Origin of the sequence: Selenomonas sp. oral taxon 138 str. F0429 (assembly GCF_000318175.2) — a bacterium.
Lineage (GTDB): Bacteria > Bacillota > Negativicutes > Selenomonadales > Selenomonadaceae > Centipeda > Centipeda timonae.
Genome location: NZ_KB290931.1, coordinates 1 through 13,591 on the forward strand (window position 1 = coordinate 1; position 13,591 = coordinate 13,591).

Below are 13,591 nucleotides of genomic sequence, written 5' to 3' on the forward strand. Positions count from 1 at the left end.
CCTGAAGTAATTCTCCACTCTGACTGCTGAGGGGCTGCTTCACTCCCATATGCTTTCATATGCGCCGTGAAACAGCCCCTTTCTCTTAGAAAACCTGAAAAGAAAGGCTTGGAGGTTTTTGTATGTTTTTCAAGAAGAAGACACTGGAGGACTTCAGTGCACAGCGAGAAAGCAGCGGCATGCACCGCACGCTGAGCACCGTTGATCTTACCTTCCTTGGCATCGGCGGCATCATCGGCTCGGGCGTGTTCGTTCTGACCGGTATCGGTGCCGCGCGTTACGCAGGCCCTGGTATTGTATTATCCTTCGTTGCCGCAGGTCTCCTCTGTATGCTCGTGGGACTTGCTTACGCCGAGCTCGCATCTCTCATCCCCGCTGCGGGCAGTGCATATGCCTATACCTTCGCCTCCCTCGGTGAGGGCATGGCGTTCCTCTGCGGCTGGTCGCTCATCATCGGATACATCGTCACCGCGAGTGCGGTCGCCGTCGGTTTCTCCGCGTACTTCTCAGGTATGATGGCGTCCCTAGGGATGGAGATACCGAAGGCATGGCTCACAACAGCACCCGAGGGCGGTATCATAAACCTCCCCGCTGTCGTCATCACCCTTGTGATTGGCTTCATCCTCGCGCACGGCACGAAGGAGAGCTCACGTCTCAACACGATTCTCATCTCGCTCACACTGTGCGCGATTGTCGCATTCGTTGTCGTCACCTCGCCCCATATGGATCTCTCGAAGAATATGGATCCGTTCTTGCCCTTCGGTGCTGCTGGCATCATGACGGGCGCGGCGGTCGTGTTCTTCTCGTTCATGGGATTTGATACAGTGGCGACCTCCGCCGAGGAGTGCAAGACACCGGAGAAGAGCCTCCCAATCGGCATCATCGCATCGGTCTTCGTCTGCCTCTGCATCTATGCAGTCGTGGCATTCGTTCTTACAGGCACGATCAACTACACGGATCTTGATCGTGCAGACCCAGTTGCATACTGCCTCCGCCTCATCGGCTACACGGGGCTGGCAAACCTCGTTACGGTCGGTATCCTCTTCGGTATGATTACAACGCTCATCGTTTACATCTTCGGTCAGGCGCGCGTCTTCTTCGCAATGTCGCGTGACGGCTTCTTGCCCAAGTCGATGGCGAATATCCATCCGAAATACGGCACGCCCTACTTCATCACACTCGTCGGCTCCGTGCTCATCGCATTCATTGCAGGCTGTGTCCCGATGCTCTACATCGTTGAGCTTGCAAATACAGGCGTTCTCGCGGCATTCTTCATCGTCTTCGTCGGTCTGATTGCACTCCGCCGTCATTCCCCCGACCTGCCGCGCACATTCACCTTCCCCCTGCTCTACGTACTTGCACCGATTGGTATGCTCGTCTGCCTCTATCTGATCTGGGCACTCTCCCTTGAGACGAATATCACCTTCATCGTGCTCATGATTCTCGGTTACTTCTTCTACAACAGCTACGCACCTTCACATCGCTGCTGGGAAAAGAAGTAGCTCCTAACTGATAAAAAGAAAAGCAGCTCGTCGACCGAGACGGGCTGCTTTTCTTTTGACGCGGATGCCGTACAGCGAAAAACACATTGCATGGACACACGGCATTCACTAGAATGATACTATATGGATGCTATAGAGAGGAGCTCAAAGTATGTTGAAGCAATACATTGTGGATGCCTTTACCGACAGCATTTTTCACGGAAATCCTGCCGCCGTCTGCATCCTGCAGGAATGGCCAAGCGATGATCTGATGATCAAAATTGCGGCAGAAAACAATCTCTCCGAAACGGCATTCACCGTAAAAGAGGGTGCACGCTATCGTCTGCGCTGGTTTACGCCAAGTACGGAGATCGATCTCTGCGGGCATGCAACGCTTGCGACGGCATATGTCCTACTGAATTACTATAAGCAGCATGTGCCGCAGATTGTATTCGATACCCTGAGCGGCGATCTGACGGTGCAGCGGCACGGCGATTTGTATGAAATGGATTTTCCCGCATACGACCTGCATGAGGTTCCGGTGACGGACGAAATGGAGAAAACGCTCGGCATCCGTCCCTTGGAGGCATGGATGGGGCGTGATCTGCTCTGCCTGCTCCCTGCGGAAGACGATGTGCGCGCCTTCGTTCCCGACGCTGAAAAGACACTCCATCTGCCCGGTCTCATCCTGCATACAACGGCACAGGGCAAGGATGCAGACTACGTTCTGCGCAGCTATGCCCCAAAGCTCGGCATCGCCGAAGATCCCGTATGCGGCTCCGGCAACTGTCATACGGTGCCCTTCTGGGCTGGCAGACTGCATCGGAGTGAACTGGAGGTATATCAATGCTCAGCGCGCGGCGGCACGTTATACTGCCGTGTGCTGGGCGACCGCGTGCGCATCGCCGGCAAGGCTGCGCTCTATGCGATCTCCGAACTGCAGCTTTCAGTGCATGATGCTCCCCGTTGAGAGCACATAGAAAAGCGACAGCTCCTCTACGGACGAGACGATGACGCCCGTGGTCTCCTGTATCTTGTTGATCGCCTCATTCGACTGCTCTGCAAGGCGCCGGATCTCCTCGGCAACGACGCTGAATCCCTTCCCTGCCTCGCCGGCACGCGCCGCCTCGATGGCTGCATTGAGCGCGAGCAGATTCGTCTGATCCGTAATCTGCTTGATCGAGTCCGCGAGCAGGTTGATCTCCTCCATGCGCCCCGCAAGTTCCTGCGTGGTCGAGGAGACATCCTGCGTCGAGGAGTTGAGTTCGCCAACGTTTCCGTCTACACTGTGCACAACATTTTCGATCGCGCCTGCCTCCTGCTTCACTGCGCCGAGCAGATGACTAAGGTTGCTGCGCGTCTGCGCGATCGCTGCGACAAGCTGTCCGATCTCCGATAAATCACTTGCAACGCTGTTTTTCTCGGTCAGATCGCCGTTCGCCATAACCATCATGTGATCCTTCAGCCGCACGAGCGGACGGATGATGCGCGTGGACAAATAGAAGATATTGAAAGTTGTGTCTTTTCGACAGCGGTGCAATCATTACTATTTGAGAAATTTCCTTCTTTGTGATAAAATAAAAATGTTTTGGTGCGCTGCGGGAGGGTGCTATGACATTTGGAAAAAACAATGCGCTCACAGCACTCTCTTCTGCATTCGTACTCGTCTCCGTCGCCGTGCTGACGATCGTTCTGACGGCATCGCTGCTCACGCGCGCGGGTCTGCCCTTCGCGGCGGCATATACGGTCAGCATCCTTGCCTCAGTCGTTGGAACATGCGCAGCCTCATACGGCGGGCGGACGCTGATCGCACTTCCCTCGCCCACCATCATATCATGGCTCGTCTATGAGGAGATCATTGCGAAGGCGCTTGCATGGCAGGAGCTGCTCGGCATTGCCGCAGTCGTTGCCATCATCGGCGCAGTGTTCACGCGCACGAAGTACGCTGCGGCACTCATGCGCGCCGTGCCCCCGATCATCCGCACGGGTCTTGTCATAGGACTTGGACTCGTAATGCTCGTGACAGCGGCGCTCTATGCACGCATTCTCCTGCCGTCGCCGTGGGCGCTCACGATGGGCGGAACGCTCAGCGATCCGCTCACCTATTTCACGCTCATGGGCATTCTGCTCGTGCTCCTGCTCTCTGCACGGGGTTTGCGTACGGCGCTGACGGTCGGCATGCTGCTGATCGGCGTGCTCACATGGGCAGAGGGCTTTTGGGAGATCCCCGCTGCGCCGTTTTTTGCACCGGAGCTGTCTTCGGCATTTGCGCTGACGCTCCCGACGGAGCCAGTTGCTTCCGTTGCGCTCGGACTGACACTGCTCCTCGCACTCATGATCGAGGCAATGGCAGTGCTGACGGTGCGGACGCATGAGGAAGCTGCGCAGCCGCTCTCACGCCTCTTTACAGCAAGCGGCGGTGCGTCACTGCTCGGCGCATTTCCCATGACGATTGCACCGATCTCACTCATACTGCCTGCGGATTCCGAGGAATGCCGCAAGGCGGGCATACCGCATACAGCACTCGCTGCTGCGCTCCTGCTGCTCCTCATTCTTCCCTGCGCGCCGCTCATGCAGGCACTTGCGGATTTCCCCGCCGTCCCTGCCATCGCGCTTTCCGTAACGGGGCTGCTGCTCCTTGCACGCGGTATTCACATGCTGCGCAGCACGGAGGAGATCACCCTGCGCGAGGGCGCTGTCCTCGCCGTGTTTCTGCTCACAGCATATGACATAGCTACGGGGCTGACACTTGGACTCATCACGTGGACGCTGCTCACGGCGGCGCACGGAGATCCGATCCCGCGCAGAACGTGGGGGCTGACAGCGCTCTTCGCCCTGTTTCCCCTGTTCAAATGGCTGATATAGAGAGGATCCCGTTCCTCAAAAATAAATTGGGAGGTTCATCACTTGCGAAAGGTTACTCTTCTGCGCGGCTCTCTTGCCGCAGCCCTTACGGGGCTTTTCATTCTGACGTTGGCATCCGGCGAGGCGCGCCGCGTACACGATCCAAATACCAATACGAAGATTCGTACGGAGCGCGAACCACAGGCGGGGGAAAAGCAGGATTTTCGCGCACGCATTGACTCCCTCATCAAAGAAGCGGATGCAATGCAGGAGAAGCCAGAGCCACTGTTCAGCGTCCCCAAAACGCTCTCAGAATATGACACTGCCATCATCGGCACGCCGCTCGCAAGTCAAGAGCAGTGCGTGGACTATCTCCTCAGCGTGAATCCGACCCCCGCGATCTCGGTCACGCCGCGCGAACTCGTCTCCTACTACTACGAAGAGGGCGCGCGTGAGGGCATCCGCCCTGATGTCGCCTTTGCACAGGCGCTCAAGGAGACCGGCTTCTTCCGCTACGGCGGCACGGTGACGCCCGATCAGAACAACTACTGTGGGCTCGGCACAACGAGTGCAACCGTCAAGGGTGCATACTTTGCCACCTCCCAGCTCGGCGTGCGCGCACATATCCAGCATCTTCTCGCCTATGCGTCGACACGAGAGCCCATACAGCCTGTGGTTGACCCCAGATACGACCTCGTCCGAAACGTCTATGGCACGAACACACTCGGGCATTGGCAGGATCTCAACGGCCGCTGGGCAGTGCCCGGCGATTCATACGGACAGAGTATCCTCTCGATGTTCCGCGCAATCCTGCGCAAGTAGGGAAGGAGAACCGACAGAATGATTACCGTCAACAATCTGAGCCTGCAGTTCGGCAAGCGCGTCCTCTATAAGGACGTGAACCTGAAATTCACCCCCGGCAACTGCTACGGCATCATCGGCGCAAACGGCGCGGGCAAGTCCACCTTCCTCAAGCTCCTCTCGGGCGACATTGAGCCGACGGGTGGCATTGTGGAAATCACGTCGGGGGAGCGCCTCGCCGTCCTGCAGCAGGATCACTATGCCTACGACGAGGTGGAGGTGCTGCGCACGGTCATCATGGGGCATCCGCGCCTCGTGGAGATCATGGACGAGAAGGATGCGCTCTACGAAAAGCCGGACTTCTCGGACGAGGACGGCATGCGCGCCTCCGAGCTCGAGGCGGAGTTCGCAGAGCTCGACGGATGGAATGCAGAGACCGAGGCGGCGCAGCTACTCAACGGACTTGGTGTGCCCGATGCAAAACATACGCTCAAGATGAACGAAATCTCCCCCTCGGAGAAGGTGCGCGTCCTGCTCGCACAGGCGCTCTTTGGCTCGCCTGACATCCTGCTCCTCGACGAGCCGACGAACCATCTCGACGTCTCCTCGATCAACTGGCTCGAGAACTTCCTCACAGACTTCCCGAACACGGTCATCGTCGTCTCGCATGACCGTCACTTCCTCAATCAGGTCTGCACCTACATCTGCGATGTGGACTTCGGCAAGATCTCGCTCTTTGCCGGCAACTACGACTTCTGGTACCAGTCCAGCCAGCTCGCACTGCAGATGGCAAAGGACGCAAACAAGAAGAAAGAGGAGAAGATCAAGGAGCTGCAGACCTTCATTCAGCGCTTCTCGGCAAATGCATCGAAGTCCCGTCAGGCGACCTCGCGCAAGAAACTCCTCGAGCGCATCACACTCGACGACATCAAGCCGTCGACACGCCGCTATCCGTACATCGCCTTTACCCCCGACCGCGAGGCGGGCGATCAGCTCCTCACTGTTGAGGGACTCTCAAAGGAGGTTGACGGTCGCCAGCTCTTTAAGAATGTCAGCTTCACGCTGAAAAAGGGTGACAAGGTTGCCTTTGTCGGGCCAAACGGCGCGGCAAAGACGATGCTGTTCAAGATCCTCATGGGCGAGGAGGAGGCGGACGAGGGCACGTTCAAATGGGGTGTCACGACGACGCAGACCTATCTTCCCTCGGACAACAGCGCCTATTTCGACGATGTCAAGCTGAACCTCGTCGACTGGCTGCGCCAGTATTCGAAGGATCCCGACGAGACCTTTGTACGCGGCTTCCTCGGCCGCATGCTCTTCTCGGGCGAAGAGAGCCAGAAGCGCGCCGAGGTGCTCTCGGGCGGCGAGCGCGTCCGCTGTATGCTCTCGCGCATGATGCTCTCGGGCGCGAACGTCCTCATCTTCGACGAGCCGACCGACCATCTCGACCTCGAGTCCATCACAGCGCTGAACAACGGCCTCATGTCGTTCGGCGGCACGATTCTCTTCGCCTCGCGCGACCACGAGTTCACGCAGACCGTCGCGAACCGCATCATCGAGATCACACCTGTCGGCGTCGTCGACCGCATCTCGACCTACGATGAATTCCTCAGCAACGAGACCGTAAAACAGCAGCTTGCGGAGAAGTACAAAGCTGCAGAGTAAAAAGGAAGCGACATTGCTCCTAAGCGAACCCTAGCGGATTTCTTTCGTTCAAGCGAAGCGCGTTTAAGAAGTCCGCAGGTATTTAGGCGAATAAGCACGCGATCACTTGCGTAACTAAGCGTTCGCGTGGAGCATGTCGGTTCATGCTTTCATGCAGGAGGTGAGAGGATGCTAGGTACGCTCTTGCAGGGCACGGAGAACAAGAACGCCGCGCTGCGTCTGCGCGAGATGGTCACGGTGCTGCGCCGCCACGACATCGTACACGGTCTGACACCGGCCAAGCTGCGCGCCATCTTCGAGGATCTGGGACCCACCTTTGTGAAGTTCGGGCAGATCATGAGCATGCGTCCCGACTTTCTGCCGACAGAGTACTGCGACGAGCTAATGAAGCTGCAGACGGGCGCACGCCCCCTCCCCTTCCCTGTGATCCTCTCCATCGTGGAGCAGGAGTACAAGCGCGAGTGGAACAAGGTATTCCGCACGATCGACAGCACACCGCTCGGCTCCGCGAGCATCGCGCAGGCGCACCGCGCGCAGCTGACCTCGGGCGAACAGGTCGTCATCAAGGTACAGCGCCCCGGCATCCACGAGATCATGCGCATGGATCTCACGCTCATGAAGCGCGCCGCGACCATCATCCGCCTCGTCAGCCGCGATGATGTCGTCGACTTTCGCACGCTCATGGACGAGATGTGGAATATCGCAAAACAGGAGATGGATTTCCTCATTGAGGCGGGACATATCGAGGAGTTCTCTCATCTGAACCGCGAGAATCCCTTCATCTCCTGCCCGCGCGTTCTGCGCGACCTCTCCACCCAGCACATCCTCGTCATGGAGTACATCGACGGCATCCCCCTCGACCAGACCGACGCGCTCCACGCGGCGGGCGTCAACGTCACGCAGATCGGCCGCCGCCTCGGCGAGAACTACGCAAAGCAGATCATCGAGGACGGCTTCTTTCACGGCGACCCGCACCCAGGCAACATCCGCGTCCGAAACGGCACGATTGTCTGGCTCGACCTCGGCATGATGGGACGCCTCAGCAACCGCGATCGCACGGCTCTGCGCCGTGCAATTCTCGCGCTCGCGACCCACGACACCTTTGAGATGAAATCCGCCGTCCTTGCGCTCGGCATTGTGCGTGGACGCATCAATCACGCGCAGCTCTACCAGGACATCGACGTCATGATGGAGCAGTACGGCTCCCTCGATTTCACCGATGTGCATATGGGCGTGCTGACGAATCAGATCCTCGGCATCCTGCGCATGCACCACATCGGCTGTCCGAGCGGACTCGCCATGTTTGCGCGCGGCGTCATGACCGTGGAGATCGTGATGCGCCGCTGTGCACCCGAGGTCAGCTTCCTCGAGATCTTTGCACGCAGCCTTTCGCTCGGCATCGTGCAAGGCATGACGTGGCGCGAGGGTCTGACAAAGGCGCGGCAGGAGGGCATCATGCTCCTACGCAAGTCCGTCCAGATCCCCGAGCAGCTCGCCGACCTGCTCAAGATGACGATGAGCGGACAGGCAAAGTTGAACATCGACCTCACAGGCTCGGAGGAGCCCGTCCAACGCCTCGACAAGATGATCAACAAGCTCATCATCGCCCTTCTGTGCGCCGCGCTCCTCATTGCCTCGAGCACCATCTGCACAACGGATATGCAGCCACAGGTCGGCGGCATTCCCATCCTTGGCATTCTCGGCTATCTCATCGCGTTCATCCTGAGCATCCGACTCATCTGGAACATTCACAAGGGGGTGTAGAGTATGCGCGGTATACGCGGCGCCATTACGGTCGGGCGCAATGAAAAGGAAGAAATCTGGCAGGCGGCGCAGGAACTCATCACTGAACTTCTGCGCACGAATGCCATCTCAGCCGACGACATCGGCGCGGCAATCTTCAGCGTGACCGAGGATCTGACGGCGGCATTTCCCACGGCGGGTGTGCGGCGCATTGCAGGCTTCGATCTCGTTCCCCTCTTCGACGCACGCCAATGCGCGATCGAGGACAGCCTCCCGCGCTGCATCCGCGTCCTCCTGCTCGTCAATACAGATGTGCCGCAGAGCGAGATCCACCACGTCTACCTGCGTGCGGCGGCGGAACTGCGGCCTGATCTCGAAGGATAAAGTCAGCGTTCTGTAGAGAGAATCATCATGGAAAATATATCCCGCCTCTGCGCCGCATTTGCCGTTCTAGGGACTTTAATCCTCTCCGGATGTTCCTCCATGCTGACAACAGAGGGCAGCGCGCCATATACAGTCGACGATGTGATCGACATCGTGACATCGGATTTCGCCGTCTGCAAACCTCATATTGTCCCCGTGACAACTCAAGTTGAAAAAGAAAAACCGTTCCAGCGCAATACATACGTCCTGTACGACGAGGCGAATGATTTCTCCTTTTCCTGCAATGCCGTCGTCCGCAGGCCGACGCTCCCGCTCCCATGTGCCCAGCGGGATACGAACGCAGCCTTTGCCTACGCTGAGGCCTATGCCGCCCATCTGAACCCGCAGATCTGCGCCATGACGGCACAATACGGCTTTCGCACCGCCACAGCGGAAGAGTCTGCGGCTCTGATCCGATCGAAGGTAAAACGCCGTCAAGGAAATATGGAGCTTTCGCTCTTTGACGAGGGGGATTTTATCTTCGTTAGTAACGGGGCATCGGGTGCGGATATGGTCGCGGTCTGCAAGGAACTCTACGATATGTATAAACCGGAAGGAAACGGAGTAATCCTCTCCAACCTATACGGGCGCAAGATCACATTCTATTATCTGCCGCCCGCAGAGCATGACATGACCAAGGCGGTCTTTCTCCTATCCTTCAAGTTGGAAGGTCGAAACGACTGGGCAGCCACCCTATCTGACAATCCCGGCTCCTCATCGAACGAAAAGGATGTCGCCGTACTGGAAAAGAATCTGGCACATTTCTTTGAGAGATGTCTCCATGATGCAGAGCGGGAAGCGCACAAGCGCCCCCTCTAAAAGTCAGTTCATTCCTTCCAAATGATTCGTTGGCAGCCATTAAAAAAGGGGCTGTTGCACGAAACGAACGTGCAGCAGCCTCAATTTCGTGAATCAAAACCACCAGTTGAACCGGTGGTTTGAACAGGCCCTATAAGGGCCAAATGCTTGTGGTAGCACCTTAAAAGGTGCATCGAATGGTTCTGACAACCATACTATTATCACGGGCAGCCCCCTACTCGAGGGCATTTTTATTTGCCTTTTTCACTCCTGCTACCCGTAAACGGGTCAACAAACTCCTTTAGGCTTAGTTGATCTGCCATCATATCCTCCTGTAACTGATTCTTGATATAATTCTTGATTGCATTTTCATATTTCCCAACCGTATCGACATAATATCCGCGACACCAAAAATGTCGATTCCCGTATTTGTACTTCAGGTTCGCGTGTCGGTCAAACACCATCAAGCTACTTTTACTTTTCAAGTAGCCCATAAACCCAGAGACACTCATATGCGGCGGTATGGTTACCAGCATATGGATATGGTCTGGGCAACACTCTGCCTCCAAGATTTCTACACCTTTGCGTTCACAAAAATCTCGTAGGATCTTTCCGATGTCGACCTTAATTTGGTTGTAGATTACTTGCCGTCGATATTTCGGGGCGAACACGATATGATATTTACATCTCCATTTACTGTGTGATAAACTTTTTACGTCATTCATTGACAAGCGCCTCCTATGCTATTCTTCATTTGTGGTTGTCAGGCCACTTCTAGTTTAGCATAGGAGACGCATCCCTTTTCTATAAGAATTTTTTCTCTACCCCCAGTTGAACTGGGGGATTTATCATGCCTATTCGGCGACCAATAAGGGCACACGAATAAGGGCGAGCATTGCAATCGTCCTTATTCGTGTGCCCTATTTCTGTAGAAGTGCAAGTTTTCATCACCGTTGTTTCGCCGATCTGCCCCTATACGAAAAGATGGACTGTTGCACAAAGATAAATTTACCTTCGTGCAACAGCCCCTTATCGCTTATTGAAGTTAAAATCAGCGCGGACGACGCATCCATGCTGGGATGTCGATGATGTCCGTACCGCCGGAGCCTGCGTTCGGCTCGACGACATTCATACGGCGATTGTTTGCCGCATTGCCCGTGTTCGGGGGAACGATTGCCGCTGCAGGACGTGCCTGTGCCTGCGGTGCAGCAGGTTGTGCAGGTGCCGCCTTCGGCACAGATGCACTGCCCATGCCCGGCATGGAGATCCAGTCCTCTGTCAGACCCGTTGCGGTCTCGGCGGCTGCTGCAGTGCCGCCCTCTGTCATTCCGAAGCCCGTCGCAACGACGGTGACACGCACGCTGTCCTCAAGGTTCTCGTCCACACCAATGCCCCAGATGATGTTCGCCTGACGCCCGTTCGACGCATTCATGATGACGCTGTTCAGCCACTCGGATGCCTCGTTGACCTCGAACATGCTGAGCGTCTTGGAGCCCGTGAAATTCATGATGACGGAGGTTGCGCCCTCGATACTCGTCTCGAGCAGCGGCGACTCGATCGCCGCCTTTGCCGCCGCAACCGAGGCACCCTCACCGCGTGCCTCGCCGATGCCCATGATTGCTGCGCCGCCGTTCGCCATTGTGGTCTGAACGTCCGCGAAGTCGAGGTTGACAACGCCCTGATTTGTGATGAGGTCGGTGATGCCCTTGACACCCTGCCAGAGAACATTGTCCACCTTGCTGAACGCCTCGGTGACGGGCGTGCTCTTGTCGATGATCTTCATGAGACGATCGTTCGGAATTGTGATGATGGTGTCGACATGCTGCTGCAGATTCGTGATACCGGAGTCCGCATTGCGCGCGCGCGTCATCCCCTCATAGGAGAAGGGCCGCGTAACAACGGCAACCGTCAGGGCGCCGAGCTCACGCGCGCATTCTGCGACCACAGGCGCTGCGCCTGTACCCGTGCCGCCGCCCATGCCCGCGGTAATGAATACCATGTCGGCGCCGCGCAGCGCCTCCACGATCTTCTCACGGCTCTCAGTTGCAGCAGCCTCTCCGATCTCGGGACGCGCGCCCGCGCCGAGTCCGCGCGTACGCTTCTCGCCGATCTGGATGCGCACCGCCGCCTTGGACTGCAGGAGTGCCTGTGCATCCGTATTGATCGCAACGAATTCGACGCCCTGCAGACCGGAGTCGATCATATTATTCACAGCATTACCGCCGCCGCCGCCTACACCGACAACGATGATCTTTGCGAGTTCTTCAAAGTTATCATCCATTTCGAACACAGCTTCAGCCTCCATATCGTGTCTGTATGATGCTCTTCGATCAATAAATAGTAGTCGTCTCGCCTATTCTACCATGAAAATCAATATATTTCCATAGCAGAGGAAAATTTTTAGCTCCGTTTTACTGAACGCCGTCCCGATAGTCCTTCAGCAGATAGCGGCGCAGGATGGCGAGGTTCTTGAAGATACGGAAGCCGAACGCAAGCAGCGCGACGTAGTAGAGGTCGATGCCGAGGCGGTCGCCGATGAAGACGAGCGCCGCCGCAAGCAGCGTATTCGAGAAAAATCCCGTGACAAATACGTGCTTGTCGAAGCGCTCCGCAACTGCCGCCCGAAGTCCGCCGAATGCGGCATCGAGTGCAGCGACAAGCGCGACGGAGAAGAGCTTCGAATACGCGAGCGGGATGACGATCGGGCTCATGTAGCCGATGAGGAGACCGATGGCGAGGCTGACTAGGACGATGTAGATCATTTATTTCCCTCCTCGCGCTCCGTGGTCTCACGTGCATAGCTCTGGCGTATGCTCCCGCGATAGGGCGGGATGTAGACATCATCGCTCACCGTAATGGCGAGCTGAATCCCCCAGACGCTCAGCGTCTCGACGACGCCGCCGCGCATGCGCAGCGAGTTCTCGAGCGACTTCTTGTCACCGATGGCGCGGATCTCAAACGGCGCGGAGGAGCGCACGTTGTTCACCGAGAGCGTCGGCCCCGCACAACGTATCTCCGAGATGCCCGTGAGGCGCTGTCCATTGACGGAGATCGCCTCCGCGCCCGCCGCGCGCAGCTCGTTGATGACGCGCAGGAGGTCGTCGTCGTGGATGACGTAGAGATTCGGATTCTCGCCCGCCTTCACAGGCTTTGCGCTGTCGTCCATGCGGACGATGACGCCCTCGCCCTCAAGGGGCACGAGTGCCGCACGGTAGCGCAGCATCTCCCGATCCTGCTCATTCCCCGCCTCGGAGGCGGCTGCCTGCATCTTGCGCAGCTCCTCACCGAGCTCGTCACGCTCGTGCTCGGTCTGTAGCAGGCGATCCGAGATCTCCTCGATGCGCTGCTGCGAAAGACTTCCCTTTCCGTCCTGTGCCGTACGGAACTGCACGGCAATCATAAAGCCGATCAGGACACAGACGAGGGCAATCAGCCACCCGCCCTGCCGGAATTGTTTCATTTACTTCCCCTCTGTCACTTTGTCTGCGAGTTTGATAAACGGTGCATCATAGCTGAAATCGACGTACTCGATCGTATGACGCGTGGTCTTCTGATCCTGTAAAAAGTCCTGTGTCAGCCCCGCCTTCTCCGGGATACGCTCGAGGTCTCCGAGACGGATGGGCAGGGCGCTCTTCGTATAAGCGACGACGGCGGACGGCACGGTGATATTGACCTCGGAAATCTCTCCGATATCCGCCGGGTCAATTTTGCCAAGGAATGTAATCACCTTTGCAACCCGCGCATCGGAATTGTCATCCCCGATGTAGAGGTCGCGCAGCTTCACCCCCGTGATGATGGGGATGTCCGCCCCCTTGAGCGTGCGGTAGCTCGCGATC

13 protein-coding genes and 1 pseudogene are annotated in these 13,591 nt (G+C 57.1%); 8 read left to right on the forward strand and 6 right to left on the reverse strand.

Translation table 11 applies throughout. The features are described from left to right. Positions 1-122: 122 nt before the first annotated feature. Both HMPREF9163_RS03795 and HMPREF9163_RS03800 read left to right on the forward strand, forming a co-directional pair. Complete coding sequence (locus HMPREF9163_RS03795; RefSeq protein WP_009440336.1) at positions 123-1,502, forward strand: amino acid permease; 1,380 nt, start codon at positions 123-125, stop codon at positions 1,500-1,502. A gap of 151 nt (positions 1,503-1,653) precedes the next feature. Next, entirely contained in the window at positions 1,654-2,451 is a 798-nt protein-coding gene (locus HMPREF9163_RS03800) for a PhzF family phenazine biosynthesis protein (protein ID WP_009440337.1), read from the forward strand. On the opposite strand, the gene HMPREF9163_RS12680 is transcribed toward HMPREF9163_RS03800, so the two are convergent. After that, entirely contained in the window at positions 2,428-3,021 is a 594-nt protein-coding gene (locus HMPREF9163_RS12680; protein ID WP_037345962.1) for a methyl-accepting chemotaxis protein, read from the reverse strand. The genes HMPREF9163_RS03800 and HMPREF9163_RS12680 overlap by 24 nt on opposite strands. Positions 3,022-3,092: 71 nt before the next feature. Between HMPREF9163_RS12680 and HMPREF9163_RS03810 the strand changes: the two genes are divergently transcribed. From HMPREF9163_RS03810 to HMPREF9163_RS03835, 6 genes are all read left to right on the forward strand, one after another. Next, complete coding sequence (locus tag HMPREF9163_RS03810) at positions 3,093-4,346, forward strand: hypothetical protein (RefSeq protein WP_009440339.1); 1,254 nt, start codon at positions 3,093-3,095, stop codon at positions 4,344-4,346. Between the two features lie 42 nt (positions 4,347-4,388). Then, entirely contained in the window at positions 4,389-5,147 is a 759-nt protein-coding gene (locus HMPREF9163_RS03815) for a glucosaminidase domain-containing protein (protein ID WP_009440340.1), read from the forward strand. Between the two features lie 18 nt (positions 5,148-5,165). After that, positions 5,166-6,791 carry an ABC-F family ATP-binding cassette domain-containing protein gene (locus HMPREF9163_RS03820; protein ID WP_009440341.1) on the forward strand — a complete coding sequence of 542 codons (1,626 nt, stop codon included), beginning with the start codon at positions 5,166-5,168 and terminating at the stop codon, positions 6,789-6,791. A gap of 168 nt (positions 6,792-6,959) precedes the next feature. Beyond that, positions 6,960-8,555: an AarF/ABC1/UbiB kinase family protein gene (locus tag HMPREF9163_RS03825; protein ID WP_009440342.1), complete on the forward strand. Its 1,596-nt coding sequence runs from the start codon at positions 6,960-6,962 to the stop codon at positions 8,553-8,555. Positions 8,556-8,558: 3 nt separating this feature from the next. After that, positions 8,559-8,918, forward strand: a complete 360-nt coding sequence (gene aroH, locus HMPREF9163_RS03830; protein ID WP_009440343.1) for a chorismate mutase — start codon at positions 8,559-8,561, stop codon at positions 8,916-8,918. A gap of 99 nt (positions 8,919-9,017) precedes the next feature. Next, the gene (locus tag HMPREF9163_RS03835; RefSeq protein WP_009440344.1) at positions 9,018-9,776 is read left to right on the forward strand and encodes a hypothetical protein; all 759 of its coding nucleotides are present in this window, start codon (positions 9,018-9,020) and stop codon (positions 9,774-9,776) included. Positions 9,777-10,006: 230 nt separating this feature from the next. Here the strand turns inward: HMPREF9163_RS03835 and tnpA are convergent, their stop codons facing one another. The 5 genes and pseudogenes from tnpA to HMPREF9163_RS12360 all read right to left on the reverse strand — a co-directional run. Next, entirely contained in the window at positions 10,007-10,480 is a 474-nt protein-coding gene (tnpA, locus tag HMPREF9163_RS03840) for an IS200/IS605 family transposase (protein ID WP_037345965.1), read from the reverse strand. Between the two features lie 326 nt (positions 10,481-10,806). After that, positions 10,807-12,060, reverse strand: a complete 1,254-nt coding sequence (gene ftsZ / locus HMPREF9163_RS03845) for a cell division protein FtsZ (RefSeq protein WP_009440347.1) — start codon at positions 12,058-12,060, stop codon at positions 10,807-10,809. Between the two features lie 106 nt (positions 12,061-12,166). After that, complete coding sequence (locus tag HMPREF9163_RS03850; RefSeq protein ID WP_009440348.1) at positions 12,167-12,517, reverse strand: small basic family protein; 351 nt, start codon at positions 12,515-12,517, stop codon at positions 12,167-12,169. Further along, on the reverse strand, positions 12,514-13,215 hold the full coding sequence (locus HMPREF9163_RS03855) for a DUF881 domain-containing protein (RefSeq protein WP_009440349.1): 702 nt from the start codon (positions 13,213-13,215) through the stop codon (positions 12,514-12,516). Before HMPREF9163_RS03855 ends, HMPREF9163_RS03850 begins: the two co-directional genes overlap by 4 nt. After that, positions 13,216-13,591, reverse strand: a pseudogene (locus HMPREF9163_RS12360) (cell division protein FtsQ/DivIB); the annotation flags it as partial.

Bases quoted from the DNA above. Each gene is read 5' to 3' on its own strand.
- HMPREF9163_RS03855 (WP_009440349.1), bottom strand. From the start codon at position 13,215: ATGAAACAATTCCGGCAGGGCGGGTGGCTGATTGCCCTCGTCTGTGTC.
- HMPREF9163_RS03800 (WP_009440337.1), top strand. From the start codon at position 1,654: ATGTTGAAGCAATACATTGTGGATGCCTTTACCGACAGCATTTTTCAC.
- aroH (WP_009440343.1), top strand. From the start codon at position 8,559: ATGCGCGGTATACGCGGCGCCATTACGGTCGGGCGCAATGAAAAGGAA.
- ftsZ (WP_009440347.1), bottom strand. From the start codon at position 12,060: ATGGAGGCTGAAGCTGTGTTCGAAATGGATGATAACTTTGAAGAACTC.
- HMPREF9163_RS03835 (WP_009440344.1), top strand. From the start codon at position 9,018: ATGCTGACAACAGAGGGCAGCGCGCCATATACAGTCGACGATGTGATC.
- HMPREF9163_RS03820 (WP_009440341.1), top strand. From the start codon at position 5,166: ATGATTACCGTCAACAATCTGAGCCTGCAGTTCGGCAAGCGCGTCCTC.
- HMPREF9163_RS03795 (WP_009440336.1), top strand. From the start codon at position 123: ATGTTTTTCAAGAAGAAGACACTGGAGGACTTCAGTGCACAGCGAGAA.
- HMPREF9163_RS03810 (WP_009440339.1), top strand. From the start codon at position 3,093: ATGACATTTGGAAAAAACAATGCGCTCACAGCACTCTCTTCTGCATTC.
- HMPREF9163_RS03850 (WP_009440348.1), bottom strand. From the start codon at position 12,517: ATGATCTACATCGTCCTAGTCAGCCTCGCCATCGGTCTCCTCATCGGC.
- tnpA (WP_037345965.1), bottom strand. From the start codon at position 10,480: ATGAATGACGTAAAAAGTTTATCACACAGTAAATGGAGATGTAAATAT.
- HMPREF9163_RS03825 (WP_009440342.1), top strand. From the start codon at position 6,960: ATGCTAGGTACGCTCTTGCAGGGCACGGAGAACAAGAACGCCGCGCTG.